This is a genomic window from Methylocella sp. CPCC 101449 (assembly GCF_031921685.1).
Taxonomy (GTDB): Bacteria; Pseudomonadota; Alphaproteobacteria; order Rhizobiales; family Beijerinckiaceae; genus Terripilifer.
In genome coordinates this window covers 863,552-889,525 of the sequence record NZ_JAPDHU010000001.1, presented here as the reverse complement: position 1 = coordinate 889,525, position 25,974 = coordinate 863,552, and the positions used below count along the sequence as shown (strand labels likewise).

The window sequence follows — 25,974 nt, the reverse complement described above, 5'->3', positions numbered from 1 at the left end:
GCGCGCTTCGGCCGGTTTAGCGGGCGGCGCGGGCTCGCTCGCGGACAAACCGTTCGATGGCGCCCTGGTCGTTGGGCAGAACGGTGAAATGTTCGCGCGCTTCGGTGAGTTTCGCAAGATGCGGCGGCAAAGGCGCCGTCAGGCCGGTCGCCTTCTTCACCGCATCGCCGAATTTGGCCGGATGGGCGGTGCCGAGCACCACCATCGGCACCGACGGATTCTTGTCCAGGGCCTTGCGGGCGGCATGGACGCCGACGGCGGTGTGCGGATCGATCAAAAGGCCGCATTCGGCGTGGACGCGGCTCATTTCCTTGGCGGTGCCGGTCTCGCCGGTGCGGAAGGCATCGAATTCGGCCCGGATTTTGGCCAGCGTGTCCGGCGGCAAAGTGAAGGCGCCCGATTGCTGCAGCGAGGCCATCAGACGGCGCACGGTCGCGGCATCGCGGCCGCAGGCATCGAAGATCAGCCGTTCGAAGTTCGACGACACCTGAATGTCCATGGACGGCGACTGCGTCGGCACCACGCCGCGCACCTGATAGGTGCCGCTGGCGAGCGTGCGCTCCAAAATGTCGTTCTCGTTGGTGGCGACGACGAGCCGGTCCACCGGCAGACCCATGCGCTTGGCGATATAGCCGGCGAGAATGTCGCCGAAATTGCCGGTCGGCACGGTGAAAGACACCGGCCGATGCGGGCCGCCGAGCACGACGGCGCTGGTGAAGTAATAGACGGTCTGGGCGACGACGCGCGCCCAGTTGATCGAATTGACGCCGGATAGTTTCAACTCATCGCGGAAACGATGGTTGTTGAACAGGCCCTTCAGGATCGACTGGCAATCGTCGAACGTGCCTTCCAGCGCGATGGTGTGAATGTTGGGTGCATCGACCGATGTCATCTGCTTGCGCTGGATGTCCGAGACGCGGCCGTGCGGATACATGATGAAGACGTCGACCTGGTCGAGTCCGCGGAAGGCCTCGATGGCGGCCGCACCCGTATCGCCCGACGTGGCGCCGACGATGGTGGCGCGCTGGCCGCGTGCCTTCAGCGCATGGTCCATCATGCGGCCCAGAAGCTGCATCGCCACGTCCTTGAAGGCGAGCGTCGGGCCGTGGAACAGTTCGAGGATGAACAGATTGTCGCCGATCTGCGCCAATGGCGTCACCGCCGGATGGCGGAATTGTGCATAGGCGTCGCCGAGCATGGCGCGGAAGGCCGCTGGTTCGATTTCATCGCCGACGAAAGGCGCGATCACCGCTTCCGCCACTTGCGCATAGGGCCGGCCGGCAAAGCCGGCGATGGTCTCGGGCGGCAGGGCCGGGAACATCTCGGGAACATAAAGGCCGCCGTCACGGGCAAGGCCGGCCAGCAGAGCATCGGTGAAAGAAAGCGCGGGCGCTTCGCCCCGCGTCGAAATATAGCGCACGGTGAACCTGTCAGAGCATAGCGTTTCACAGTTTGGCTTAGCCAAACGCCATGAAGACGCGTCGAAACAAGAGACCTAGGCAAATCGCGAAACGCGATTTGCTCTGGATTTCGGCGCAGTCTGTAACCTATTCCGGCCCCAAGGCCAAAATCGGCGAAAAACAGGCCTACAACACCCGTTTCACCCGTTCCGGCGTCAGTGGCAACTCGCGATAGCGCACGCCGATGGCGTCGAACACCGCATTGGCGAGCGCCGCGCCGGTCGGTCCCTGCGACGCTTCGCCGGCGCCCAGGAACGGTTGGCCCGGCCGGTCGATCAGCTCCACCTCGATCTCAGGCACTTCGATGAAGGTGAGGATCGGATAGCTCAGCCAGTCCTCGCTCAAGACGCCGCTGTCGTCGAAGCGCACCGCCTCCTTCAACGACCAGGAGAGCGATTGCACGATGCCGCCCTCGATCTGGTTCTTCACGCCGTCGGGGGAGACGATCTCGCCGGCATCGTTGGCCGAGACCGCGCGCAGCACTTTGATCTGGCCGGAGCCGCGGTCGACCTCGACTTCAATCGCCACGGCGCAATAGGTGGCGACGTTCTTATACATGGCATAGGCGATGCCGCGGCCATGGTTCGGCTGCTTCTTCCATGTCGACCAGCCGAACATGTCGGCGGTCTTTTGCAAGACCGCGCGGGCGCGCTCGTTCTTCAGACTGCGCAGACGATATTCGACCGGATCGGCTTTGGCGCGATGGGCCAGTTCGTCCATGAAGCTTTCGATGGAGAACACATTGGCATAAGCGCCGAGCGCGCGCGTCGAGGACGCGCGAGCCGCGAACGAGGTGATGAAATGCGTCGTCACTTTCTGGCCGGGAAACTCATACATCGGGATGGCGTTGCGATCGGCCGCATAGTTTGGTCCGCCGATGTTCACCGGCGTCGGCAGGGGAAAGGCCTTGGCCAGCACCCCTCCTGCAAGCAGATTACCGGCGTTGTTGTTCGGCCGCGTCAGATGCGACGTCGACCACAGTTGATAATCCCAGTCGAGCACATTGCCGTCGCCATCAAGGCCGGCCTTGACGCGCGTCACCATGGCCGAGCCATAGGGCTCCCATTTATGTTCGTCGTGGCGCATCCACTGCACGCGCACGGGCCGGCCAGGAAAAGCACGCGCCAGCAGCGCCGCGTCGGCCGCCACGTCGTCGGCGCCGTTATGGCCGTAGCAGCCTGAGCCCTGCACATGCTGGCAACGCACTTTCTGCGGCGCGATCCCCACCAACATGGCGATGGCATTGCGCGTTTCGAACACCGATTGGCTGTGCGTCTGGATCATCATCACGCCGTCGCTGCCGAAAGTGGCAAGCGCGCAGGACGGGCCGATCGAACCGTGCATCTGATAGGGCCGGCGATATTCCGCTTCGACCGTGGCGACAGCGGCGCTGCGCTCCTTACGCGGCTGATCCTTGATCAAGATGTCCTGCGGCACCTGCGCCAGCAGCCAATCATAGACGGTCTCTGACGTGGGCTGGCCCTTGAGCAGGGTCCAGCGCGCCGCCTCGCGCAAGGCGTCGGCGGCGGCGATGGCTTGTTCTTCGCGCTCAGCGATGACGCCGAGGAAAGAGCCGTCGCGCACCACTTTCAGCACGCCGGGCAGTTTCTCGATCGCCCCGGTGTCGGCCGATTGCAGGCTCGCGCCATAGGCGGGCAATCGCACCACGCGGCCGTGCACCATGCCTTGCGGGCGCAGGTCCTGCACGAAGATCGCCTGGCCGGTCATCTTCGCCGGCAGATCGATGCGCGCATGGCTTTTGCCGATGTAGCGGCGTTTGTCCTGTGGCCGCAGCGGGCCTTGCCCGGTGGCTTCGATCTCCAATTCCTGGCCGCTGACAAGATCCCAGTAGCTGATGGCCTTGCCGTCGCCCCTGATCGTGCCGTCCTCCACATCGAGCTTGGTCGCGTCGACCTGCCATTTCTCGGCAGCGAGCTTGACGAGGATCTGTCGCGCATCGGCTGCCGCATGGCGCACGGCGGTGCCGCAGCCGGGCATGGACAGCGAACCGGCGGTCGCACCTTCGTTGGGCACCAGTTCGGTGTCGCCTGAGGTGAGGACGATGCGATCGAAATCGACGCAGAGTTCGTCGGCGCAGATTTGCTGCACGGCCGTCAACGCGCCTTGGCCGATTTCAACTTTGCCGACCAAGAGGCGCACCTTGCCGCCGGCTTCGATGCGCAACCACATCGACAGTTTGCGATTGGTTTGCAGATCGCCGGGCAACCGTGGCGCGCCCGCAGGCGCTTGCGCCAAGGCAGGGACGGTGAAGGCAACGGCAAGAGAGCCGCCAGCGGCAAGGAAATCGCGGCGTGAAGGCGTGAACGGTGCGTTCATGGCTCAGGCCCCCTGTGCGGCGCGTAGCACGGCGCGGACGATGCGTTGGTGGGCGCCGCAGCGACAGAGATTGTCGTCGAGCGCTTGTTTGACGTCGGCGGCGTTGGGATTGGGCTTGCTGTCGAGCAGCGCCTTGGCGCGCATGATCATGCCGTTGGAACAATAGCCGCATTGCGCCGCCTGTTCGTCGATGAAAGCCTGCTGCAGGCGATGCGGCTTCTCCGGCGTGCCGAGGCCTTCGAGTGTGGTGATGGCGCGATCGCTCACTGAACCTGCGGGCGTGATGCAGGAGCGTGTCGGTTCGCCGTCGATCAGCACCGTACAGGCACCGCATTGCGCCAGGCCGCAACCGAACTTCGGCCCGTTCAAGTGCAAATCGTTGCGCAGCACATAGAGCAGCGGCACATCGTCGGAAATGGCCAGATCATGCCGGCGTCCATTGACCGTGAGAACGGGCATCCTTTTCCTCCTCGATAGGGGCGGACGCCGTTCGAACGCGTCGCGCTCAGTTGGCCCTGACTATACACGATGCGACGACCGCGACACCGTTGAGTTCAAAATGCCTGATCTCGCCTTGGAGCAGAGCAGCCGTCTCGCCCGTGTCGTCGATCCGCAAGCCGGCGGCGGAAGAGGAAGCTGCGAAAGAGGACACGGCGATTGTGGCTGGATCGCGGGTCAGGCCGTCGCCCAGGGCTTTCAGATAGGCTTCCTTGGCGGTCCAGATCTCGAGGAAGCGCCGGTCGCGGGCCGCCCCGTCCAGAGTGGCGAGTTCCGCCCGTTCATGCGGATGCAGAACGTCGAGGATGGGTTGGGCTGTGGTATCGGGCTCGAAATCGACGCCGACCGGCGAGGCGGAGACCGCCAGCAGCGCGCGCGATCCCCGCGCCGAGACCGAAATGAAGGGCGATGGGGCGGCAAGAACCCCAGGAAGAACCGCATGAAGAACCGGTGCAACAACCCGTGGCGCCCCCGCCGCGTCATAAGCGATTTCAATCGTTTCGGCCGTAACCCCTAACTGCCAGGCGACCAACGCGCGCAGGGCCGCGCGCCGGGCGCGGAAATAACGCCGATCGGTGGCGCCAGGACGCGCCTCGTCGGCGAGATCGCTCGGCAGGAGCGCCAGCCGTTGCAGCGCCACCGTGCGGGGATCGTCCAAATCCACGGCCAGAACGCGAGTCGAGACATGAGCCGACGTGGCATCGCCGTCCGGCTGTGCCAGACGGTCGATTCCGTCGGCGAAAATCCATTCGATTCCGGCTGGCACGCCTTTGAAAGCCTCTGTTGTCGCGGTTGCATTTGGCGTCTTCGGGGGGCACCCGTCAAATTGCAAAAATTTTCGTCATCTTACTGGTAATACGATATTTTTTCTGCCTTCCTGCGCGATTGAGGTAACCTTCGGGTAAGGTTGGCCGGTTAGGTTTCGCGTCGTGGCCGCGCCGGATGTTGGGCGGTCCTGCAACTTTGACCCCGGTCGCGGTCGCGACGGAGACCCTTCATGACGCTTGCCACTTCCGAGCCGATCCTGATTGTCGACGACTACGCGACGATGCTGAAGATTGTCCGCAGCCTGCTCAGACAGCTCGGTTACGAGAATGTCGACGATGCGCCCAATGGCGCCGCGGCGCTCGAAATGGTGACGACCAAGCAATATGCCCTGGTCATTTCCGATTGGAACATGGAGCCGATGACCGGCTACGACCTGCTCATCAAAATGCGCCAGAGCGAAGCTAATGCCGATACGCCTTTCATCATGGTGACGGCGGAATCGAAGGTCGAGAACATCGTCGCCGCGCGCAAGGCCGGCGTCAGCAACTATCTCGTCAAGCCGTTCAATGCCGTGACCTTGAAGGCGAAGATCGACCAGGTGTTCGGCAAGCAGGCGGCCTAAGCCGCCTTCATGTCACCAGATCAGCTGGCTCATCGAAGCCAGCGGCTCGATCTGATGCTGCTGTAGCAGTTGAGCGAGCGCCGCCTCATCGGGCGGATTGGCGCGCGGATCGCGCTGGCCATTGTGCAATTCTTCGCGATGGATGCCGGATGTGACGAAGATCACGTCGAGCCCTTGCGTGCGTGCGCCTTTGATGTCGGTGCCGATGCCGTCGCCGATGGCCAACACGCGGCGGCGATCGATGGACTTGTCGCGCTTCGCCTGCGCCAATTGCAGCGCCCGCTCGTAGATCGGCGCGAACGGCTTGCCGGCTTGCAGCACCTTGCCGCCGTAGTTCTGTTCGTAACGTTGCGCCAGTGCGCCCGAGCACCACACTTCATGATCGCCGACATGCACGACGATGTCGGGATTGGCGCAGATCATGTCCATCTTATGCTGGCGCATCAGATCGAGGCGCGTGTCATAGTCGGAGGGCTGCTCGGCATCGTCGAACAAGCCGGTGCAGACCACGTAGTCGGCTTGCTCGAGCGGCACGAGTGGCGGGCGCACGCCGGTGTCGCGTTCGAGAATGTCGAACAGCGCGATGTCGCGCGGCGGTCCGATGTGATGCAGCGGCTTCAATCCGTGTTCGGCGATGAAGTTCAAGGTCACGTCGCCGGAGGTGACGATGCCGTCGAAACTGTCGTGCGGCACTTTCAAACCGTCGAGCTGCCGCAGCACCGGCGGCGAGGGCCGCGGCGCATTGGTGAGCAGGATGACCGTGGCGCCGTTGGCGCGAAGGCGCGCGAGCGCCTCGACGGCGGCCGCGAAATGTTCTCGCCCATTGTGGATCACGCCCCAGATGTCGGAGAGGATCACGTCATAAGAGGCCGCGAGCGGAGCGATGCTCGTCAAGACGCGCGGGTGGGAGAGGGGCGTGGGCGTGGTGGGCGGGGAATTCATGGCAATGGCGCTAGTGGTCCGATGTGACGGTGTCAAGAATTCATGAATTCTCGACTTGGCTCAATCTGCGGTTCAGCGTTACAACAGCCATAATAAAATACGATAGGGAGGCTCGATTGGCAGCAATTCGGCGCGACTCGACTGTTTTTGCCTGCGCTCTGACGACTTTTGTCTTAGCTCCTGTCCTGGCTTCGGCGATCGGAGCAGCAACCGCGCAAGAATCCCCCCAAGATGTCGAAAATTTCTATCGTGGCAAAACCGTTCAGATCATTGTCGGTTCTTCGGCCGGTGGCGGCTATGACACCTATGCGCGCCTGATCGCCCGCCATATGGGCAAGCATGTGCCTGGCAATCCGGGCATCATCGTTTCCAATATGCCGGGGGCGGGCGGCAATGTTGCCGCCAACAACGTTTATAACGTCGCGCCCAAGGATGGCACGGTCATCGGCGCTTTCCAGTCCGGCGTCATTCTTGAACCGCTTCTCGGCCTGACGCCGGTCAAGCACGATCCGAGCAAGTTCCATTATCTCGGCAGTGCCAATGACGATGTTTACATCTGCATCGCGCGCACGGATTCGCCGGTGCAGACGTTCGACGACATTCTGAAGAAGGATTTGATCGTCGCGGCGAGCGGTTCGAGTTCGACCTCCGATTATCCCGCCGTGCTGAATGCGGTGTTGGGCGCGAAGTTCAAAATCGTTCTGGGATATCCAGGCAGCCGCGAAATCTCGCTCGCCATCGAGCGCGGCGAGGCACAGGGTGCCTGCGGCCTCGCCTGGCCATCGATCTCGGTGACGCAGCCCGGCTGGTTCGACAGCGGCCGCATGAAGGTGATCGTCCAGACCCACGCGACCGGCTATCCCGAATTGAACGCCAAGAGCGTGCCGCTCGCCGCCTCCTACGCGAAGACGGACGAGGAGAAAGCCATTCTCGCGCTGTTCTTCAGCCAGTCGCGGTTCGGCCGTCCCTATGTGTTGGCGCCGGAGGTGCCAGCCGCCCGCGCGACGGCCATGCGCAAGGCTTTTGCCGACACGATGGCCGATGCGGATTTCAAGGGTGAAGCAGCCAAGGCCCGTCTCGATGTCGATGCGGTGCCGGGCGCTGACGTGCAGGCGCTGGTGAGCAAGGTCTATGCGTCGCCGCCGCAAATTATCGCGCGGACAAAACAGGCGATCCACGGTAAATAGCCTGATCCTATTTTCTCGCAGGAAGCATCATGCCGAAATTCATCAATCCGCCGACGCTCATGAAGCCGACCGCCGGCTTTTCGCAAGGCGTCATCCATGGCGCCAATGCGCGCCGGCTGATCCTGTCGGGTCAGGTTGGTCAGAAGGCCGACGGCACGCTGTTGGAGGGCATCAAGGCGCAGACCGAACAGGTGTTCGACAATATCTATGCCTTGATCGAAGCGGCCGGCATGAAGCCCACCGATCTCGTCAAGATCGTCACCTATACGACCGTGCCGGAGGAAATCGGCGCCATTCGCGAAGTGCGTCAGCGCCGGCTCAACGGCCACGAACCGGCGAGCACCTTCGTCGTCGTGCCGCGCCTGGCCAATCCGAAATATCTGATCGAAATCGAGGGCGAGGCGATCAGCGAGGGCTAGCCTCGCTTGGGTCTTTACCTTGATCAAGACTTGATGTCGCGGCGGGCGAAGCGTCGCGGCAATGCCGTTCTGCCGGGGCTCGCTCTATGCTACACCGGTGGAAGAGTAAGACAGTTCGAGGGAGCGCGTCATGGCGAGTGCAACGACAACCGTACCCAATGATCTTGAAGCCTTCTGGATGCCGTTCACGGCCAACCGGTCCTTCAAGAAAGCGCCGCGCATGCTGGTGCGCGCCAAGGACATGCACTACTGGTCGGGCGATGGCCGCAAGCTGATCGACGGCGCGGCGGGGCTGTGGTGCGTCAATGCCGGCCATTCGCGCGAGCCCATCGTCAAGGCGATCCAGGAGCAGGCGGCGGAGATGGATTTCTCGCCGCCGTTCCAGTTCGGCAATCCGAAAGCCTTTCAACTGGCGACGCGCGTCGCCGCCATGGCGCCCGGCGATCTCGATCACGTCTTCTTCGCCAATTCCGGTTCGGAGGCGGTCGACACCGCGCTCAAGATCGCCATCGCCTTTCACAATGTGAACGGCCAGGGCGCGCGCCAGCGGCTGATCGGCCGCGTACGCGGCTATCATGGCGTCGGCTTCGGCGGCATTGCGGTGGGCGGCATGGTGCCGAACCGCAAGATGTTCGGTTCGGCTCTGCCGGCGGTCGATCATCTGCCGGCCACTTACAATCGCACTGAACAGGCCTTCTCGCGCGGCGAGCCGGAATGGGGTGGCCATCTCGCCGACGATCTTGAAAACATCGTCGGCCTGCACGATGCCTCGACCATCGCCGCCGTCATCGTCGAACCGATGGCTGGCTCCACCGGCGTTCTTCCGGCGCCCAAGGGCTATCTGCAGAAGCTGCGGCAGATCTGCGATAAATACGGCATTCTGCTGATCTTCGACGAAGTCATCACCGGCTTCGGCCGTCTCAGCGCACCCTTCGCCGCCGAGCGCTATGGCGTGGTGCCTGATATGATCTGTTTCGCCAAGGGCGTGACGTCAGGCACCGTGCCGATGGGTGGCGTGATCGTGCGGCGCGGCATCTACGAGGCCTTCATGAAAGGCCCGGAACATGCCGTCGAACTGTTCCACGGCTATACCTATTCGGCGCATCCTTTGGCCTGCGCCGCAGGTCTCGCGACGCTCGACGTCTATGAAAAGGAAGATCTGTTCGGCAATGCCAAGCGGCTTGAGAACCGCTGGGCCGATGCGGTGCATTCGCTCAAAGGCCTGCCCAACGTCGTAGACATTCGTACCATCGGCATCGTCGGCGCCATCGATCTCGCGCCCAAGCCCGATGCGCCGGGCAAGCGCGGTTTCGAAGTGATGGACGAAACCTTCCATCGCCAGGACGTGCTGATCCGCATCGCCGGTGATTCCATCGTTCTGTCGCCACCGTTGATGCTCAACGAAAACAACATCGACGAAATCATCGACAAGGTCGGCAAGGCGATCAAGGCCATCGCCTGATCGGCCGGCGTTCACATCGGTTCTTGGGGGAGAGAATGAAACGCCGCGCTTTCTTTGCTGCCGTTGTGCTCGCCATGGCGACCGCAACAAACACCATGGCGCAGGACGCCTATCCGTCGCGTCCCGTTACCTGGGTGGTGCCTTATGCGGCGGGTGCGCCAGCCGACATTGCCTTTCGCAAGATCGCCGAAGGCATGACGGGCCCGTTGGGCGCCACCATCGTGGTGATGAATCGTCCCGGCGCCGCCGCCACCATCGGCACCACCGAAGTGGCGAAAGCCAAGCCCGATGGCTACACCATTCTGGCGACATTAAACGATCCTCTGGTCTCGCTCGTCGCGCTGATGGAGCCCTTGCCTTACGATCCGGCGAAGGATTTCACCTTCGTCACCAAGCTCACCCAGAGCAAGGCGGCGATGATCGCCGGTCCGCACATCAAGGCGCGCACCTTGCGTGAATTGATCGACGAGGCGAAAGCCATGCCGCAGGGCATGGCCTATGGCTCGTTCGGCGTCGGCTCGTTTCCGCATATCATCATGGAAGCGCTTGGCCGGCGCACCGGCGCGAAATTCGTCAACGTCAACTATCGCGGCAGCCCGCAGGCCATTCAGGAATTGCTGAGCGGCCAGATCGGCGTCACCTTCGGCGCGGCGGCGGCCATGCAATATATCAAGGAAGGCAAGATCAAGCTGATCGCCCAGCTCGGCGAGGATCGCGGCCTGTTGAGCGATGTGCCGACCTTCACCGAGTCCGGCTTCAACGATGTGCTGCTGACCACGCCGCTCTGGTCGGGGCTCGTGGCACCCGCCGGCACGCCGCGCGCGGCGATCGATAAACTCGTCGCTGCCGCGAAAGCCTCGCTCGAACGCAAGGACGTGCAGGATTTTCTGGTCGCCATCGCTTTCGAGCGGGTCGGCAATTCGCCTGAGGAATTTGCCGCTCAATGGCGCAAGGAATATGAGACCGTGCCGGCGGCCATCAAGAGTTTAGGAATTACCGCCAATTGAGATGTCGATTGATTGGCTTGGCCTATTAAAGTGCGACAAATGATCGATTAGACATATTCCAATCTTTAGGCCATTCTCGCCCCAATCTTTGAACAAGCAGATCGCTGAAATGTCCGAGAAAAAACTAACCACCACAGCCGGTTCGCCCGTCACCGACAATCAGAATTCGCTGACCGCCGGGCCGAAGGGTCCCGTCCTCATGCAGGACTGGCAATTGGTGGAAAAGCTCGCCCATCAGAACCGCGAGCGCATTCCCGAGCGCGTCGTTCACGCCAAGGGCTGGGGCGCTTTCGGCACGTTCACGGTCACCAACGACATTTCCAAATACAGCCGCGCCAAGGTCTTCTCGCAGGTCGGCCAGACGACGGAGATGCTGGCGCGTTTCTCGACCGTCGCTGGCGAACAAGGCGCCGCCGATGCCGAGCGCGACGTGCGCGGCTTCGCGATGAAGTTCTACACGGAAGAGGGCAACTGGGATCTGGTCGGCAACAACACGCCGGTCTTCTTCGTCCGCGATCCGCTGAAATTTCCCGACTTCATTCACACACAGAAGCGCCATCCGCGCACCAATCTGCGCTCGCCGACGGCGATGTGGGATTTCTGGTCGCTATCTCCGGAAAGCCTGCATCAGGTGACGATCCTGTTCTCGGATCGCGGCCTGCCGGTCGCGCCGATGTTCATGAACGGCTACGGCTCGCACACCTATTCCGTCTGGAACAAGGCGGGCGAGCGCTTCTGGGTGAAGTTCCATTTCAAGACCCGCCAGGGCCATCGTCACTACACCAATGCGGAGGCCGCCAAGATCATCGGCGAGTCACGCGAGACCTATCAGGAACATCTGTTCGGCACGATCGAGCGGCGCGAATTCCCCTCTTGGGACGTCAAGATCCAGGTCATGCCCGAACTCGATATCGACAAGCATTGGTACAATCCCTTCGACCTGACGAAAGTCTGGCCGCATGGCGATTATCCGCTGATCGATGTCGGCGTGATCGAATTGAATCGCAATGCCGAAAACTATTTCACCGAGATCGAGCAGGCGGCGTTTTCGCCTTCCAACGTGGTGCCCGGCATCAGCTTCTCGCCAGACAAAATGCTGCAGGCGCGCATCTTCTCTTATGCCGATGCGCATCGCTATCGCCTCGGCACGCACTACGAAGCTTTGCCGGTCAACGCGCCGCGCACGCCCGTCCATAACTATCACAAGGATGGCGCGATGCGTTTCTTCAAGAACGACAGCGGCAATCCGGACGCCTATTACGAACCCAACTCCTTCGGCGGCCCGGTCGAAGACCCGTCGTTGAAGGAACCGCCGCTGCTGATCACCGGCGATGCCGATCGCTGGAACCATCGCGACGGCAATGACGATTATCGTCAGCCCAGGGCCTTGTTTGAATTGCTCGACGCCGGGCAGCGGCAGCGCCTGTTCTCCAACATCGCCGCGTCCATGGGTGGCGTGCCGAAGGAGATTGTCGAGCGGCAGCTCGCCCATTTCGAGAAAGTCCATCCCGACTATGCGGAAGGCGTTCGTCGGGCCTTGGGTCTCGAGCTCGTCGCTTAAGCGCGCGTACCGCTTTTCCGATTTTGACGGGCGAGGGCTGCCAGCGGGCTAGCCCTGCCAGGGTGTCTTGCCGCCCTTGTTGTCGTCCTGCGCATCGAAAGCGGACCGCGCCGCGTCGATGTCGGCTAGATGCTCGATCGCCCAGGTCCCCAGCGCAATGACCGGCTGTGTCAAAGAATGTCCGAGCGGGGTCAGCTCGTACTCCACATGCGGTGGCATGACTTGATAGACAGTTCGCTTGATCAGGCCGTCCCGTTCAAGTCCGCGCAAGCATAGTGTCAGCATTCTTTGTGATATGCCATTAACAGCGCGCTTAATTTCGGTGAAACGGCGCGGCTTGTTCACTATGAACATGATAATAAGCACGCTCCATTTCTCGCCGATGCGAGCCAATACTTGACTAACCTTTTGGCAGTCATGGCCCTGCATGCCATCGGCAGGTACGGTTACATCCATAATACTCGGTTCCCATAATGTGCCTTATTGTCGGCATCTCTGGTGATAGTTACATTTCTAGTCTCAGTCACAATTTTATACCATGAGACTCCCATAATGACACTCCTTCATATCGATGCCAGTATCCTGAGCGAACAGTCGGTCAGCCGTCAGTTGACGGCAGCCATCGTCAAACGGCTGCAAGACGCCACGCCGGGTCTTCAGGTCATCCACAACGATCTGGCCGCCGAACCGGTCGCCCATTTGACCGCGCCGGAATTCCTGGCGCTTCGGGGCGTCGAGCCCCAGGATGACGTCGCCAAGCGGGAGGTTGCCCGCAACGCCAAGGTCTTGGATGATTTTCTGGCCGCCGACACCGTGGTCATCGGCGCGCCGATGTACAATTTCTCCCTGCCGTCGCAGCTCAAGGCCTGGCTCGATCGCATCGCCGTCGCTGGCAAAACCTTCCGTTACAGTGAAAGCGGCGTCGAAGGACTGGCTGGCGGCAAGCGCGTGATCATCGCCTCTTCGCGTGGCGGCTTCTATGGCGAGGGGACGCCGGCCGCCTCCCTCGATCATCAGGAAACCTATCTGCGCGGCTTCTTCGGCTTCCTTGGGGTCACCGACATCACCTTCGTGCGTGCCGAGGGGCTGGCGATCAGCCCGGAAAGCCGCGCCGCCGCGATCGACACGGCCGTCGCTCAAGTCGACAAGCTCGCCGCTTGAGAGAAGTTGACATGAGCACGAACTCTCCGCTCGCCTCCGGCGCGCCAACCGGAACCGTGAAGATCGTTTCGTGGGGATTGCGGCTTCTTGCGGCTGCCGCCTTCCTGGCTGCCGGTGGCGCTAAGCTTGCCGGCGTGCCGATGATGATCGAGACGTTTGATCACATCGGTATCGGCCAGTGGTTCCGCGTGGTGACAGGCCTCGTCGAGATCGTTGGTGCCATCGCGCTGCTGGTACCGGCCACCGCCGCCCTCGGCAGCTTGCTGTTGGCCGTCACCATGGTCTTCGCAACGCTGACGCATCTCTTCGTGATCGGTGGCAGTCCGCTTCCGGCTATCGTGCTGTTGCTGATCACCGCGACGATCGTTTGGCTGCATCGCGCCAGCGTGGTCGCCATGCTCGGTCGTTGAGGTCAAAAATCCAAATTAAAAAAGGGCGCCATATGGCGCCCTTTTCATTTTGAGCTTGGTGTTCTTACTCAGCCGCTTGCGGCATCGACGCCCGTTCCTCGTCGAGCGCTTTCTGGAAGGCGCGGCGCGCATGGGTGAGCGCATTGTCGGCTTTGATCGGCACTAGCGGACGGTCGGGATCGGCGTCGAGACGCCGCTGCTGGCCTTCCATGATCACCACATCCTCGACGAAGGTCGGATAAGTCTCGTTATAGAGTTCGTCGGTGGCCTTAGGGTCGTCCTGCCGGTAGCCGTTGGCGGCCGACCAGAAATAGAACGAGGTGTTTTCCGTTTCCGGCGTAATGCCGTGATAGAGCAGCAGATGGAAGCCGTCCTGGTCACGGTTTTCATAGGCGCCGCGGCCGACGTCCAACGCGCCCGACCATTGCCGCACACTACCGGGAACGATGTATTCGAACTCCTGCCAGCGATCGATCTTGCCGGTGAAGCCGACGCCTTTCACATAGGTCGGCGGCGGCAGGGCATCGAGCATCCAGCGGATATAATGCGCGCCGTTCTCGGTGCGCCGCGTTTCCATCTTGGCGTTCACATGCGCCTTCGGATTGCCGCCGATAGTCTTGGTGTGGACATAGCCGAGATGGGTGAGGTCCATCAGATTGTCGATCATCATCATATAATTGATCTTGATCGGCATCGTCGCCTTGCGGTGCGGATACTTCTTCGGATTGTCGTGATAGTGCCAATCGACGATCTTAGATTCATCGGCAAGAGCCGGATCGCCCATCCACACCCAGATGAATTCCTGCCGCTCGACGACCGGATGCGACTTCACTTTCGCCATCGGCGGAATGTTGTCTTGACCGGGAATCTCGACGCATTTGCCGTTCACGTCGAAGACGAGGCCGTGGTAGCCGCATTGCAGTCCGTTCTCGACGACCTTGCCGTGCGACAGCGGCGCGCCGCGATGGCAACAGCGATCTTCGATACAGCCGATCTTGCCATTGGCATCGCGAAAGAACAGCAGCGGTTCATTCATGATGGTGCGGGCGAGCATGCCGTCCTTCAGCTCGTCGTCCCACGCGGCTTGATACCAAGCATTTCTCAGAAACGGAGCATTGACCTTCTCGTTCATGTCTTGACCCTCCCGTCGCGACCGATCGTGGCGAGAGATTAGAAGGCCAATAATTTAAGCGCAAGCGGCGCTGTCGATCGCATCAGCGATCAGCGGCGAAGAATATGGGCCCATCCCAAGGGGATTCTGCCCATATCCGGATATCGGACAGCTTTGAGTCTGTGTGCGCCAGGCTTTTAATAACGCCAGGCGAAACGTTCGGCGCGCGTATCGATATGGGTAACGGCGACCCAACGATAGGTGCCGACGCCGTTGATGCCAGGAACCGTCTTGGCGAAGCTCGCCAGCGCCGAAGGCGAAACGCCGGCGACGCGGATGTCGGCGGCCTTGCAATAGCGGTGCATGGAATAGCGCCGTCCGCGATTACGCATACCCGAGGTCACTTCCACCGGGCGGTTGTAATGCCGGGCGATCGTATCGAGCGCGCTGCGCAAATCGGCAGGGAAACAGTCGGTTTCGACGGTGGGATAGGCGGCGTACCAGCGCTGGTTGCCGCTGGCGAAGGGCACGCCGTTGGTGCTGGTGCCGGCGGTCGGCAGCGCGCCGAACGAGGCGGGCGTGGGGCCTACGGTGATCTGCTGCGCCGGGCCCTTGTCGTTGGCCGGGATGCCGGCTTCCTCGCGCTCATAAGCGGCGATGGAGCGGGCCTGGGCCGCAGGTTCGGCCACGGCGGGAATGGCGGCGGGTTGTTCAGGAGCGGCGAAAGCGGTGACGATGCTGGGCGGCGCTTGGCTCGGGGTGGCTTGGCTGGCTGTGGCTTGCGCCGGCTCGGCCGGGGCGTGGGGTGCGGCTGTTGCCGGAGCGGCGGCGACTTCAACCCGGTCGCCAAAGTCGGGGCGGGCAACGGGGAGCGGCGCTTTTTTCGGGGCAACGAAGGTGGAGGCGATGACTTGTTCTGGTTCGGCTTGCGCCACTTGGGTGGGCTGGGTCGGGAATAATGCGCCGAAAAGGCCACCGGTTGGCGCATTTCTGGCAGCCGTGCCGGCCGAAGTGCCGGCGACCACGCCGGCCTGCGGCGTCCCATCGGCAGAGAGATTGGCTTGGAGTTCGGGTTGGCCGGAGGGAGAGCAGGCGGCGAGTGAAAGACCTGAAGCGGCTACGGCAAACCAACAATAAATCCGCAATTCCTGACCTCTGCTGTTCGTGACGGGCAAACTCGGCGCTACAACTCGGCGCGAAAAAACCGGCGAACGTACTCGGACGAACACTCAGACACGCGGGGGCGAACATACCCGGTGACTGGGATGCGTCAACTCCCAGGCGCTCTTTGGACGATTTCACGGCAGGGGTCCCAGACTGTAGGATAGCCCAGAACCATAAGCGCGACCGTAGGCAATTGGTTCCCACGGTCCCCCTTTTCATTGACCGTTTCCGGCAAATTTCGTAAATTAAAACCTCCAGAGCGGCCGTCCCCCAGGGGGCGGCGCTTTGGTTTTTCCAGCCCTTCCAACCACATAGTGATCCATGGCCGATCCAGTACACGTCTCGTCCGACGCAGAATCCGCCATTCTGCCGACCTACATCAGAGCCGACGTCGCTTTCGAGCGCGGCGAAGGCGCCTGGCTGACGGCGACCGACGGCTCGCGATGGCTGGATTTTGGCGCCGGCATTGCCGTGGCAGGCTTGGGTCATTCCCATCCGCATGTGCTTAACGCTCTGAAAGAGCAGGGCGAAAAGCTCTGGCACGTGTCGAACCTGTATAAGATTCCGCAGGCCGAGAAGCTCGCCCATCGGCTCGCCGACGCGACTTTTGCCGACTATGTCTTTTTCACCAATTCCGGCGCCGAGGCGCTGGAGGGGGCGATCAAGACGGCGCGCAAATATCAATTCGTCAGCGGCCACCCGGAGCGGGTCGAGATCATCACTTTCGACAACGCGTTCCATGGCCGCACGCTTGCCACCATCGCGGCCGGCGGCAACGACAAATATGTAGAAGGCTTCGCCGCGCCGGTCGAAGGCTTCCACCGCAAGGTCCGTTTCGGTGACATCGAAGCGGTGAAGGCCGCCATCGGCCCGCGCACGGCCGCCATCATGGTCGAGCCGATCCAGGGCGAAGGCGGCATCCGCGTGCCGCCGGCCTCTTTCCTGCGCGATCTTCGCAAGCTTTGCGACGAGCACGGCCTGCTGCTGGTGCTCGATGAAGTGCAGAGCGGCATGGGCCGCACGGGCAAGCTGTTCTCCTACATGAGCTCCGGCATCGAGCCGGACATCATGGCGGTGGCCAAAGGCATCGGCTGCGGTTTTCCGCTCGGCGCTTTCCTCACCACCAAAGAAGCGGGCAAGGGCATGGTCGCCGGCACCCATGGCACCACCTATGGCGGCAATCCGCTCGCCACGGCGGTCGGCAATGCGGTGCTCGACGTCATGCTGGCTCCGGGCTTCCTCGAAGAGGTCGGCCGCAAGGGCCTGCTGATGAAGCAGAAGCTCGCCGCGCTGAAGGATGCGCATCCGCGCGTCATCAAGGGCATTCGCGGCGAAGGCCTGATGCTGGGCATCCAGGTCGATGACGCCATCACGAGCGGTGATTTCACCGTCGCCGTGCGCGACCAGCACATGCTGGTGGTGCCGGCCGCCGAGAACGTGGCGCGGCTCTTGCCTCCGCTCACCATCGGCGAAGCCGAAATGAACGAAGCCATCACGCGGCTTGAAGCGGCGTGTAAGAGTATCGAGGCCAAGCTGCCCGCATTGCAGAGCGTATGATGCTGACCACCGTGACCAAGCCCCGCCACTTCCTCGATTTGACTGAGTTCGAAACGCAGGAATTGCGCCGCATCCTCGATCTCGCCGCCTCCATCAAGGCAGCGCGTCGCAAGGGGCATTTGGCGGCCGATCGTCCGCTCACCGGCAAGGTGCTGGCGATGGTGTTCGATAAGCCGTCGACCCGCACGCGAGTCTCCTTCGACGTCGGCATGCGCGAGCTCGGCGGCGAGACGATCATGCTCACCGGCACGGAAATGCAGCTCGGCCGTGGCGAGACCATCGCCGACACGGCGCGCGTCCTGTCGCGCTATGTCGACGGCATCATGATCCGCATCCTCGACCATGATGATCTGATGGAACTCGCCCAGCACGCCACGGTTCCGGTCATCAACGGCCTGACGAAGCGCTCGCATCCGTGCCAGATCATGGCCGATATCATGACCTTCGAGGAACATTGCGGGCCGATCAAAGGGCGCACGCTCGCCTGGACCGGCGACAGCAACAATGTGCTGGCGAGCTGGATCCATGCCGCGCACAGCTTCGATTTTTCCATCAATGTGGCGACGCCGGCCGAATTGGCGCCGCCCAAGGCGCTTGTCGATTGGGCTCAGCGTCACCATGTACGCCTGCAGTTGACCGAAGACCCCTTCGCGGCCGTGACCGGCGTTGATGCCGTCATCACCGACTGCTGGGTCTCGATGGGCGACGAGGAAGAGGCGCGCCTGCGCCAGAAATTGCTCTCGCCCTATCAGGTCAATGGCAAACTGATGGCACAGGCGGCCAAGGGCGCAGTGTTCATGCACTGCCTGCCAGCCCATCGCGGCGAGGAAGTCACCGACGAGGTGATGGACGGGCCGCAGTCGGTCGTCTTCGACGAGGCGGAGAATCGCATGCACGCACAGAAAGGCATTCTGGCCTGGGCGCTCGCCGATCGCACGGCGGGACGATGAATGAGGTTCAACCGGCGTCCCGGCCGGTTTCAGATACCGTCAATGACGATCGGGTTCTGCCCTATGCGGTCGCGCCGCTCGATGCGCGCGGCCGGCTGGTGCGGCTTGGCCCGGCGCTCGACAATCTCCTGCGCAACCACGCCTATCCGCCGGAAGTGGCGCGCGCCGTCGGCGAAGCCGCGGCGCTGAACGTATTGCTCGGCTCGGCGCTCACCATCGAGGGCCGGTTCCAGTTGCAGACGCGCACGGACGGCATCATCGACATGCTGGTGGTCGATTTCGACTCGCCCGATCGCATTCGCGCCTTCGCGCGCTTCGACGCCGAGCGCCTGGACGCGGCGCGTGCGGCGGGCGAGGCGACGCCGGCTGCTCTGCTCGGCCGCGGCCATCTCGCCTTCACCGTCGATCGCGGTCCTTCGATCCAGCGTTATCAGGGCGTCGTCGCCCTCGACGGTCAGGGCCTGGAAGCGGCCGCCCATCAATATTTCCAGCAGTCCGAACAGATCCCGACCCTGGTGCGTCTGGCGGTCGGCGAAGTGGTCAATGCGCACGGGCCGAGCGCCTGGCGCGCCGGCGGCCTGATCGTGCAGTTCCTGCCGGATTCGCCGGAACGCCGCCGCATGGCCGACCTCGATCCGGGCGATGCGCCGGAAGGCGCCACCAAGCACGAAGCGCCGGAGGACGATGCCTGGCTCGAAGCCAAGGCGCTCGCCGGTTCGGTCGAGGATCACGAATTGGTCGATCCGGCGCTGTCGAGCGAGCGGTTGCTCTACCGGCTGTTCAATCAGCGCGGCGTTACCGTGTTCGAACCGCAGGACATCCGCCACGCCTGCCGCTGCTCGCGCGACTCCATCGCCGCCATGCTGAAAAGCTTCACGCCGCAGGAGCGCCGCGACATGGTGGCCGACGACGGCCTGATCAGCGTCACCTGCGAATTCTGCGGTGTCCGGCGCTCGTTCGAACCGGCGGAAGTCGAGCCTGAACAGTCTCCGGAATAGACCGAAGGCTGTTTCGTCGGCTAAGCTTGCTCATGGCTGACAACGATCTCGTTCACAATCGCTCTCCTCTCGCCGCCGGCGTCGTCGAACAGGTGTCGCCGCTGCTGCGGCGGCTGGTGGCGCCCAATCCCTCGCCCTTCACTTTCACCGGCACCTGTTCCTACATCGTCGGCCAAGGCCGCGTGGCGATCGTCGATCCGGGGCCGGAGAGCGAGGAACAGCTCGCGGCACTTCTGAAAGCTGTCGAAGGCGAAATCGTCAGCCATATCGTCGTCACCCACACCCATCGCGATCATTCGCCAGGTGCGCGGGCTTTGCGCGCGGCGACCGGCGCGCCGATCTTCGGTTGCGCCCGCCATGTGCCGATCAAGGACGATGCCTCCGGCCGGCTCGATGCCAGTCACGATCTCGATCATATGCCCGATCAGGAAATGCGTGACGGCGATGTGCTGCACGGCGACGGCTTCACCTTGCAGGCCGTCCATACGCCGGGCCACGCCTCGAACCATCTCTGTTTTGGTCTCGCGCAGGAGAACGCTCTGCTCTCGGGCGATCACGTCATGGCCTGGTCGACCAGCATCGTCGCGCCGCCCGATGGCGTCATGAGCGACTACATGGCCTCGCTCGAAAAGTTGCGCGGCCGCGACGATCGCATCTATTGGCCGGGCCATGGCGGGCCGGTGATGGAGCCGCAGCGCTATCTGCGCGCGCTGCTGCATCATCGCCGCCAGCGCGAAATCTCCATTCTCAATCGTCTCTCCGAAGGCGAGAGCGATATCGGCCCGCTGGTCGAAAAAATCTACGAAGGCCTCGACCCGCGCCTGAAGCCGGCAGCCGCTTTGTCCATGCTGGCGCATATGGAAGACCTGACGGCACGCGGCCTTGTCGTCGCCGACGGACCGGCGACATTGAACGCGCGCTATCGCAAGGTTTGAAACCGTCATTGCGAGGAGCGAAGCGACGACGCAGCAATCCAGGGGCGCGCGACGAAGCGCTTGCCGTTGCTAAGCGTTGCAGAACAAAATTCCGCCGCGCGGCGAGAACGGTTCGGGGAGGGGGTATCGCGAGATTCTGAGGAACAACCCCATGCAAGGGTCGTTTCTCACATCCCGAGCTTATCTCATCGTCGGATCGAGCACGATCTTGCCCATGCCGGGATCGGCCTCGATCATCGCATGCGCCTTCGCTGCCTGCGACAGCGGCAGCACATGGGCGATACGCACCTTGATCTTGCCCTCGGCGGCCGCCTGAAAACATTTCGCGAGATCACCTTCGCGGGAGCCGGGCGTGCCTTTGATCATGATGCGCTTGTCGTAAAGATGGTGGAAATTGATCGTCGCATTGGGGCCGCCATGGGCGCCGGCCGTCACCATGCGGCCTTCCATGCCCAGCGCCATGAAGGCCTTCGGCAGAACGTCGGGATTGGCGATATTGTCGTAGAGCACGTTGACGCCCTTGCCGCCGGTGATCTTCATCACCTCGGCGGTGAGGTCTTGTTTCGATGTATCGACGCCGTGATCGGCGCCGAGCGCCAGACCGACCTCGACGCCCGATGGACGGCCGGCGGCGCAGATCACCTTGGCGCCGACGACGTTCTTGGCGATCTGAATGCCGACGGTGCCGAGATTGCCGCTGGCGCCGAGGATGAGCACCCACTCGTCCTTCTGCAATTTGGCGACGTTGACGAGCAGGTTCCAGGCTGTCGGGCAATGGCGCATGACGACGGCGGCTTCGTGAAAGCCCAAGCCGTCGGGCAGGCGATGCGCCGCCATGGCGGGCACGCAGACGAGATCGGCAAAGCCGCCCTGGCGCTTGATGCCCATCATGCCGCGCGGCCCGCTATAGCTGCTGCCGTCCTCGTCGACGATGTCGAGCGGCATGCCGCCAGCGGCGGCGACGCGGTCGCCGACCTTCCAGCGCGTCACGCCGGGGCCGACCGCATCGACGGTGCCGGCGCAATCGACACCGGGGATCAGCGGCAGCTCGGGCGTGCGCTGCATTTCCTCGCCGCGGCGAAGCGAGACGTCGAGCACGCGGTTGACCGTGGCGCCGCCGACGCGAATGCGGATTTCACCGGCGCGCGGCTGCGGGTCCGCCACCTCTTCATATTTCAGCACGTCGGGCGGCCCGAACTCTCGGATGATCGCGGCTTTCATGTTTCCCCCTGTCTTTTTGTCTGGCTTCCCTAGCGTTTTGTCGTTGGACGGAAACGTCGAACGCTTGGAAGGTGCGTCAGGCCATTTGCTCTACTAGAGCGATTGCCGAGCGGCAGGCAAGAGGCAAGGGAGAGGCAGGGAGGCCTGTCGTGCGCCGGTCTTCATGGCTGCAATGCACCGTGGCGGATTGCGCCGCGCACGGCCGTCGCTAAAACTGCGGATGAACGGGACTGACATTCGGTGGGGGAAATGCCAAGCGATCCAGCGTCCGCACGACAAGGACGCGAGCCAGAAGAGCGTGTCGACTGGCTGTCGCTGTCGCCTTTCCTCCTCCATGCGATGCTGATCCAATTCATCCTGTCGCTGACGCGCGTCACCACGTCCTATCGCGTCATCGAACTCGATTTGCCCCTGGTCTGGTACGGCTTGATTTCGTCCGGCTATGCGCTGCTGCCTATTTTTCTGGCGGTTCCGCTCGGCCGCTATATCGATCGGGGTAATGATGCCCGCGCCATCTGGATCGGCTCCGGCCTGTTGGTCGCGGCCGGGCTCGGCTTCTGTTTCGTCGCCACTTCAGCCGTGCCGATCCTGTTGCTGACGGTGTTGAGCGGTATCGGCCATCTGTTCCTCATGGCGGGACATCAGATCTATTCGGTGCGCTGCGCCGGGCCGATAGGCCGCGAAGCCGTGTTCGGCAATTACATGGTGGCGCTCGCCATGGGGCAGATGTGCGGTTCGCTGACGATCAGTTGGATGGCGCAGGGCCAGGTCGTGCCGCCAACTTCCATGCTATTCGTTTTGGCCTTCCTCATCGCCGCCGCAGCTTTTGCGCTGTCCTTCGCCATTCGCCCGGAAGTCATTTCGCTCACCGATTTCGCACCGCCGCCGGTCTCCGGCGTGGCGGAAATCCTGCGTGTGCCGGGCTTGGCCGTCGTGCTTCTGGCCAGCGTGGTCACCGTCTCGGCCATCGATCTTCTGATCGCCTATCTGCCGCTGCTGGCCGTCGAGCGCAACATCACCGCCGGCCAGGTGGGTATCCTCTTAACGATTCGCGCCATGGCGACGATCGCCGCGCGTATTTTTCATTCACGGGCCTTGCGCCTGCTCGGGCGCGCCTCCGCAACGCTGGTCAGCATGCTTGCTGGTGCCGTGGGCTTTTGGATTCTGGCGGCGCCCGTGCCGGTCGAGCTGATGTATGCCGGCATGGTCATGCTTGGCATGGGCATGGGCCTGGCCGTCACGCTCTGTCTGTCCAATGTCGTTGATGTTGCTCCTGTTCATGCGCGCGGCATGGCGATGACCTTGCGTCTGACAGGCAATCGGATCGGCCAATTCATCGTGCCATTTGGTGCCGGCGTCGTCGCTTCCTCCACGGGCGCCGGTGGAATCTTGTTCATCATCGGACTGAGTGTGGCCGCTTCCGGACTTGCCGTGCGCACCGCTTATATCAGGCGATAGGCATTATTGTTCCTATTCGCAGCGGTTGATTCTTCCCTCCGCTTCTGCGCATGGTGAGCGCATTCAATAATGACTGGCGCATCGACGCTGGCTGGGCAGGAAATCCAACAGGGGGGAAGAGCCAACCGGCGCAAGGGAACTGTTTCGCGTGACCGATCCGATAAAGGATCGTTGACGGGATCAGAGCGCCGGCGGCGACAGATCGAATGACCGAGCGCCTACTCAGTCTTCTCGACAGATTTGTTTATTCTGCGGCACGGCACGGCTCCTATCTGCTCGTGCTGTTGGCGGCGCTTGCCTATAACGCCGAGACGGTAGTGCCGCAGCGCGGCTATGTGGTGCTTGAAAACGCCGACCACGGCGAACAGACGCAAAAGACCGTCATCACCGTTGGCCGCACGCATCACGATACGGAGCAGATCGTCTTCGGCTTGAAGAACGATCTTATCCTCACCGTCGGTCTCGATCGCACCGGTTCCGTGCGCGCGACCGTCGAAACCTATTCCATCTCCAAAACCATTCGTCATTTCGACGCGCGCGGTCCGCCTGCGAAGGCGAGCCGCGCCGTTTAAAGACGGCGCGCCCGGATCTTCGACTGAACCGTCAACGCGCCGAGAAGCCGCTGGCGGCAACTGAACATATCCAGCGTTCCGAAAGGCGAACGATTATGGAAGCAAATATGTTGGATGCGGCGAGCACTGCGCTCATCACGCTCCTCGACCCTTGGCGTCTGTTCCTGCTCTCGGCAGGCGTCATCATGGGTCTTGTTCTGGGCATTCTGCCTGGCATCGGCGGTCTCGCCGGCACCGCGCTGCTCTTGCCCTTCACCTTCAATATGGATCCTTACGCGGCCATGGCGCTGCTCTTGGGCCTCGCCTCGACAACAGCGACAGGCGATCCCATACCGGCCATTCTCTTTGGTGTGCCAGGAGGTGCCGGCTCAGCCGCGACAGTGCTCGACGGTCTGCCGATGGCCAAGCGCGGCGAAGCCAGCCGCGCTTTGTCGGCGGCATACATGTCGTCCATGCTCGGCGGTATTTTCGGTGCCATCCTGATGGGCATTTCGCTGCCGATCCTGCGGCCGATCATGCTTTATATAGGATCACCAGAACTCTTAGCCTTCGCGGTGCTCGGCATCTCCATGGTCGCGGTGCTGTCGGGCAATACGCCATTGCGCGGTCTGACCGTGGCGGGCATCGGCCTTCTGATCTCGATGATCGGTTCCGATCCGCAGACCGGCACCCTGCGCTGGACACTCGACACACTCTATCTGTGGGAAGGTCCGCCGCTGGTGCCGATCATACTCGGCCTGTTCGCTCTGCCCGAACTCGCCGACCTCGCCATCGGCCGCACCGCGATCGCCGGCAATATGGCCAAGACCGATGCGCGGGGCATGTTCCAGGGCGCCAAGGATTGCTTCACCCATTGGTGGCTGGTGTTGCGTTGTTCATGGCTGGGCGCGGCCCTCGGCGCGGTGCCGGGTATCGGTGGTGCCGTGATTGACTGGCTCGCCTACGGTCATGCGTTGCGCACCGAAAAGGGCGCGAGCCAATCGTTCGGCAAGGGCGACGTGCGCGGCGTCATCGCCTCCGAAAGCGCGAACAATTCGCGCGAAGGTGGCGCGCTTGTGCCGACCGTCGCTTTCGGCGTGCCGGGCTCGGCCGGCATGGCGATCCTGATGGGCGCTTTCATGATCCACGGCCTCGTGCCGGGACCGGACATGCTGTCCAAACATCTCAACGTCACCTACGCCATGGTCTGGTCGGTGGCTTTGGCCAACATCCTCGGCGCCGGCCTCTGCTATCTGTTCTCCGAACAGTTCGCGCGGCTCGCGACCCTGCGTTACACGCTGATCATGCCGACAGTGCTTGGCATCATCTACATCGGTGCGTTCCAGGGCGCTCGCAACTGGGGCGACCTCTGGACCCTGCTGATCTTCGGTCTCCTGGGCTGGACGATGAAGCAGATGAAGTTCCCGCGTCCGCCGCTCGTGCTCGGTATCGTGCTCGGCGAGGTCGTGGAACGTTATCTGTTCATCTCCATCCAGCGCTACGGTGTGCAATGGTTCTCGCGTCCGATCGTGATCGTTCTGTTCGCGATGGCGTTGTATGGACTGCTGCGGCCGCTGCGTCAGGACATCAAGGGACATGGTGGCATCAAGGGCATGCTGTCGGGCTTTGGCATCACGCCGCAGCTCAACCCCAAGCAGCTCTTCCATGTCTTCTTGCTGTGCGTCATCGGCTGGGCTCTGCTGGAAGCGTCCTCTTGGAACTTCAGCGCCAAGATCGTGCCGTTGATCGTCGGCGGTCTGGCCTTCGCCTTCTGTCTGTTCAGCCTCTTGAACGAGGTGTTCCGACAGCCGGGCGAGGCGGTCTCGACCGGATTGGCCTCCGCCGTGCAGAGCGATGTGCAGCAAAAGATCCATATGGATCTGGAGTCCGATACCGATCACGTGCCGACCCGCACGTTGGCCATACGTGGTTTGATCTTCTTCGGCTGGCTGTTGGCGTTCATGGGCTCGATGGCGGTGATCGGTCTGATCCCCACCGTGCCGCTGTTCGTCATCCTCTATATGCGGCTGGAAGGGCCGGAGCCGTGGAAGCTTGTCATTCCGCAGGCGATCGGCCTGACGATCTTCGTCTACTTCCTGTTCGATCAATTGCTGACGATCCCCTGGCCGCCGACTTATCTCGGCGCCTGGTTCCCGGCGCTGAAGGGGCTCATCCCCTCGGTCTGATCCAACGTT

The 25,974-nt window shown here is 62.5% G+C and carries 24 protein-coding genes; 15 read left to right on the top strand and 9 right to left on the bottom strand.

The features are described from left to right. Positions 1–16: 16 nt before the first annotated feature. The 4 genes from thrC to OIM99_RS03920 all read right to left on the bottom strand — a co-directional run bounded on the left by thrC (position 17) and on the right by OIM99_RS03920 (position 5,061). On the bottom strand, positions 17–1,420 hold the full coding sequence (thrC, locus tag OIM99_RS03935; protein ID WP_311849022.1) for a threonine synthase: 1,404 nt from the start codon (positions 1,418–1,420) through the stop codon (positions 17–19). 166 nt (positions 1,421–1,586) lie between these two features. After that, complete coding sequence (locus tag OIM99_RS03930) at positions 1,587–3,797, bottom strand: molybdopterin cofactor-binding domain-containing protein (protein ID WP_311849021.1); 2,211 nt, start codon at positions 3,795–3,797, stop codon at positions 1,587–1,589. Between the two features lie 3 nt (positions 3,798–3,800). Next, positions 3,801–4,256 (bottom strand): 2Fe-2S iron-sulfur cluster-binding protein, encoded by a 456-nt coding sequence (locus OIM99_RS03925; RefSeq protein WP_311849020.1) that lies wholly within the window; start codon positions 4,254–4,256, stop codon positions 3,801–3,803. 46 nt (positions 4,257–4,302) lie between these two features. Next, on the bottom strand, positions 4,303–5,061 hold the full coding sequence (locus OIM99_RS03920) for a 4'-phosphopantetheinyl transferase superfamily protein (protein WP_311849019.1): 759 nt from the start codon (positions 5,059–5,061) through the stop codon (positions 4,303–4,305). Between the two features lie 231 nt (positions 5,062–5,292). Here OIM99_RS03920 and OIM99_RS03915 point away from each other — a divergent pair, with 231 nt between their 5' ends. Then, positions 5,293–5,685, top strand: a complete 393-nt coding sequence (locus tag OIM99_RS03915; protein WP_311849018.1) for a response regulator — start codon at positions 5,293–5,295, stop codon at positions 5,683–5,685. Positions 5,686–5,697: 12 nt separating this feature from the next. On the opposite strand, the gene OIM99_RS03910 is transcribed toward OIM99_RS03915, so the two are convergent. Further along, positions 5,698–6,627, bottom strand: a complete 930-nt coding sequence (locus tag OIM99_RS03910) for a TIGR01459 family HAD-type hydrolase (protein WP_311849017.1) — start codon at positions 6,625–6,627, stop codon at positions 5,698–5,700. A gap of 116 nt (positions 6,628–6,743) precedes the next feature. On the opposite strand from OIM99_RS03910, the gene OIM99_RS03905 reads away from it, so the two are divergent. The 5 genes from OIM99_RS03905 (at position 6,744) to OIM99_RS03885 (ending at position 12,263) form a co-directional block, all read left to right on the top strand. Further along, complete coding sequence (locus tag OIM99_RS03905) at positions 6,744–7,814, top strand: hypothetical protein (protein ID WP_311849016.1); 1,071 nt, start codon at positions 6,744–6,746, stop codon at positions 7,812–7,814. A 29-nt stretch (positions 7,815–7,843) separates the two neighbouring features. Next, complete coding sequence (locus tag OIM99_RS03900) at positions 7,844–8,233, top strand: RidA family protein (RefSeq protein ID WP_311849015.1); 390 nt, start codon at positions 7,844–7,846, stop codon at positions 8,231–8,233. 130 nt (positions 8,234–8,363) lie between these two features. After that, the gene (locus OIM99_RS03895; protein WP_311849014.1) at positions 8,364–9,695 is read left to right on the top strand and encodes an aspartate aminotransferase family protein; all 1,332 of its coding nucleotides are present in this window, start codon (positions 8,364–8,366) and stop codon (positions 9,693–9,695) included. Between the two features lie 35 nt (positions 9,696–9,730). Next, positions 9,731–10,702, top strand: coding sequence for a tripartite tricarboxylate transporter substrate binding protein (locus OIM99_RS03890; protein WP_311849013.1), 972 nt, complete (start codon positions 9,731–9,733; stop codon positions 10,700–10,702). Positions 10,703–10,811: 109 nt separating this feature from the next. After that, complete coding sequence (locus OIM99_RS03885) at positions 10,812–12,263, top strand: catalase (RefSeq protein ID WP_311849012.1); 1,452 nt, start codon at positions 10,812–10,814, stop codon at positions 12,261–12,263. Positions 12,264–12,311: 48 nt separating this feature from the next. Here OIM99_RS03885 and OIM99_RS03880 read toward each other — a convergent pair whose 3' ends face one another. Continuing rightward, positions 12,312–12,719 (bottom strand): helix-turn-helix domain-containing protein, encoded by a 408-nt coding sequence (locus tag OIM99_RS03880; RefSeq protein ID WP_311849011.1) that lies wholly within the window; start codon positions 12,717–12,719, stop codon positions 12,312–12,314. Positions 12,720–12,815: 96 nt separating this feature from the next. Between OIM99_RS03880 and OIM99_RS03875 the strand changes: the two genes are divergently transcribed. Next, positions 12,816–13,424, top strand: a complete 609-nt coding sequence (locus OIM99_RS03875) for an FMN-dependent NADH-azoreductase (protein ID WP_311849010.1) — start codon at positions 12,816–12,818, stop codon at positions 13,422–13,424. 11 nt (positions 13,425–13,435) lie between these two features. Next, positions 13,436–13,834 (top strand): DoxX family protein, encoded by a 399-nt coding sequence (locus OIM99_RS03870; protein ID WP_311849009.1) that lies wholly within the window; start codon positions 13,436–13,438, stop codon positions 13,832–13,834. A gap of 64 nt (positions 13,835–13,898) precedes the next feature. Here the strand turns inward: OIM99_RS03870 and OIM99_RS03865 are convergent, their stop codons facing one another. Further along, complete coding sequence (locus OIM99_RS03865) at positions 13,899–14,966, bottom strand: aromatic ring-hydroxylating dioxygenase subunit alpha (protein ID WP_311849008.1); 1,068 nt, start codon at positions 14,964–14,966, stop codon at positions 13,899–13,901. Positions 14,967–15,142: 176 nt separating this feature from the next. Then, positions 15,143–15,970, bottom strand: coding sequence for a D-Ala-D-Ala carboxypeptidase family metallohydrolase (locus OIM99_RS03860; protein ID WP_311849007.1), 828 nt, complete (start codon positions 15,968–15,970; stop codon positions 15,143–15,145). 460 nt (positions 15,971–16,430) lie between these two features. Between OIM99_RS03860 and OIM99_RS03855 the strand changes: the two genes are divergently transcribed. The 4 genes from OIM99_RS03855 to OIM99_RS03840 are packed head-to-tail and all read left to right on the top strand — an operon-like array spanning position 16,431 to position 20,549. Further along, a complete protein-coding gene (locus OIM99_RS03855; protein ID WP_311849006.1) occupies positions 16,431–17,666 on the top strand; it encodes an aspartate aminotransferase family protein in 1,236 nt (411 codons plus the stop codon). Beyond that, positions 17,666–18,616 carry an ornithine carbamoyltransferase gene (gene argF, locus OIM99_RS03850; protein ID WP_409371465.1) on the top strand — a complete coding sequence of 317 codons (951 nt, stop codon included), beginning with the start codon at positions 17,666–17,668 and terminating at the stop codon, positions 18,614–18,616. The genes OIM99_RS03855 and argF overlap by 1 nt, the downstream gene beginning before the upstream one ends. Further along, the gene (locus OIM99_RS03845) at positions 18,613–19,614 is read left to right on the top strand and encodes an Hsp33 family molecular chaperone (RefSeq protein ID WP_311849004.1); all 1,002 of its coding nucleotides are present in this window, start codon (positions 18,613–18,615) and stop codon (positions 19,612–19,614) included. The genes argF and OIM99_RS03845 overlap by 4 nt, the downstream gene beginning before the upstream one ends. A gap of 32 nt (positions 19,615–19,646) precedes the next feature. Next, on the top strand, positions 19,647–20,549 hold the full coding sequence (locus tag OIM99_RS03840; RefSeq protein WP_311849003.1) for an MBL fold metallo-hydrolase: 903 nt from the start codon (positions 19,647–19,649) through the stop codon (positions 20,547–20,549). Positions 20,550–20,729: 180 nt separating this feature from the next. Here OIM99_RS03840 and OIM99_RS03835 read toward each other — a convergent pair whose 3' ends face one another. After that, positions 20,730–21,770, bottom strand: coding sequence for a zinc-binding dehydrogenase (locus tag OIM99_RS03835; RefSeq protein ID WP_311849002.1), 1,041 nt, complete (start codon positions 21,768–21,770; stop codon positions 20,730–20,732). A gap of 249 nt (positions 21,771–22,019) precedes the next feature. On the opposite strand from OIM99_RS03835, the gene OIM99_RS03830 reads away from it, so the two are divergent. The 3 genes from OIM99_RS03830 to OIM99_RS03820 all read left to right on the top strand — a co-directional run bounded on the left by OIM99_RS03830 (position 22,020) and on the right by OIM99_RS03820 (position 25,965). Further along, the gene (locus OIM99_RS03830) at positions 22,020–23,228 is read left to right on the top strand and encodes an MFS transporter (protein WP_311849001.1); all 1,209 of its coding nucleotides are present in this window, start codon (positions 22,020–22,022) and stop codon (positions 23,226–23,228) included. A gap of 206 nt (positions 23,229–23,434) precedes the next feature. After that, on the top strand, positions 23,435–23,800 hold the full coding sequence (locus tag OIM99_RS03825; RefSeq protein ID WP_311849000.1) for a hypothetical protein: 366 nt from the start codon (positions 23,435–23,437) through the stop codon (positions 23,798–23,800). Positions 23,801–23,907: 107 nt separating this feature from the next. Continuing rightward, entirely contained in the window at positions 23,908–25,965 is a 2,058-nt protein-coding gene (locus OIM99_RS03820) for a tripartite tricarboxylate transporter permease (RefSeq protein ID WP_311848999.1), read from the top strand. The last annotated feature ends 9 nt before the right edge of the window (positions 25,966–25,974 follow it).

Excerpts from the sequence above, each read along its gene's own strand:
- OIM99_RS03915 (WP_311849018.1), top strand. The coding sequence starts at position 5,293 with ATGACGCTTGCCACTTCCGAGCCGATCCTGATTGTCGACGACTACGCG.
- OIM99_RS03870 (WP_311849009.1), top strand. The coding sequence starts at position 13,436 with ATGAGCACGAACTCTCCGCTCGCCTCCGGCGCGCCAACCGGAACCGTG.
- OIM99_RS03855 (WP_311849006.1), top strand. The coding sequence starts at position 16,431 with ATGGCCGATCCAGTACACGTCTCGTCCGACGCAGAATCCGCCATTCTG.
- OIM99_RS03830 (WP_311849001.1), top strand. The coding sequence starts at position 22,020 with ATGCCAAGCGATCCAGCGTCCGCACGACAAGGACGCGAGCCAGAAGAG.
- OIM99_RS03820 (WP_311848999.1), top strand. The coding sequence starts at position 23,908 with ATGTTGGATGCGGCGAGCACTGCGCTCATCACGCTCCTCGACCCTTGG.
- OIM99_RS03895 (WP_311849014.1), top strand. The coding sequence starts at position 8,364 with ATGGCGAGTGCAACGACAACCGTACCCAATGATCTTGAAGCCTTCTGG.
- OIM99_RS03845 (WP_311849004.1), top strand. The coding sequence starts at position 18,613 with ATGAATGAGGTTCAACCGGCGTCCCGGCCGGTTTCAGATACCGTCAAT.
- OIM99_RS03865 (WP_311849008.1), bottom strand. The coding sequence starts at position 14,966 with ATGAACGAGAAGGTCAATGCTCCGTTTCTGAGAAATGCTTGGTATCAA.
- OIM99_RS03900 (WP_311849015.1), top strand. The coding sequence starts at position 7,844 with ATGCCGAAATTCATCAATCCGCCGACGCTCATGAAGCCGACCGCCGGC.
- OIM99_RS03825 (WP_311849000.1), top strand. The coding sequence starts at position 23,435 with ATGACCGAGCGCCTACTCAGTCTTCTCGACAGATTTGTTTATTCTGCG.
- OIM99_RS03930 (WP_311849021.1), bottom strand. The coding sequence starts at position 3,797 with ATGAACGCACCGTTCACGCCTTCACGCCGCGATTTCCTTGCCGCTGGC.
- OIM99_RS03880 (WP_311849011.1), bottom strand. The coding sequence starts at position 12,719 with ATGGATGTAACCGTACCTGCCGATGGCATGCAGGGCCATGACTGCCAA.
- OIM99_RS03890 (WP_311849013.1), top strand. The coding sequence starts at position 9,731 with ATGAAACGCCGCGCTTTCTTTGCTGCCGTTGTGCTCGCCATGGCGACC.
- OIM99_RS03840 (WP_311849003.1), top strand. The coding sequence starts at position 19,647 with ATGGCTGACAACGATCTCGTTCACAATCGCTCTCCTCTCGCCGCCGGC.
- OIM99_RS03875 (WP_311849010.1), top strand. The coding sequence starts at position 12,816 with ATGACACTCCTTCATATCGATGCCAGTATCCTGAGCGAACAGTCGGTC.
- OIM99_RS03925 (WP_311849020.1), bottom strand. The coding sequence starts at position 4,256 with ATGCCCGTTCTCACGGTCAATGGACGCCGGCATGATCTGGCCATTTCC.
- OIM99_RS03885 (WP_311849012.1), top strand. The coding sequence starts at position 10,812 with ATGTCCGAGAAAAAACTAACCACCACAGCCGGTTCGCCCGTCACCGAC.
- OIM99_RS03910 (WP_311849017.1), bottom strand. The coding sequence starts at position 6,627 with ATGAATTCCCCGCCCACCACGCCCACGCCCCTCTCCCACCCGCGCGTC.
- OIM99_RS03835 (WP_311849002.1), bottom strand. The coding sequence starts at position 21,770 with ATGAAAGCCGCGATCATCCGAGAGTTCGGGCCGCCCGACGTGCTGAAA.
- argF (WP_409371465.1), top strand. The coding sequence starts at position 17,666 with ATGCTGACCACCGTGACCAAGCCCCGCCACTTCCTCGATTTGACTGAG.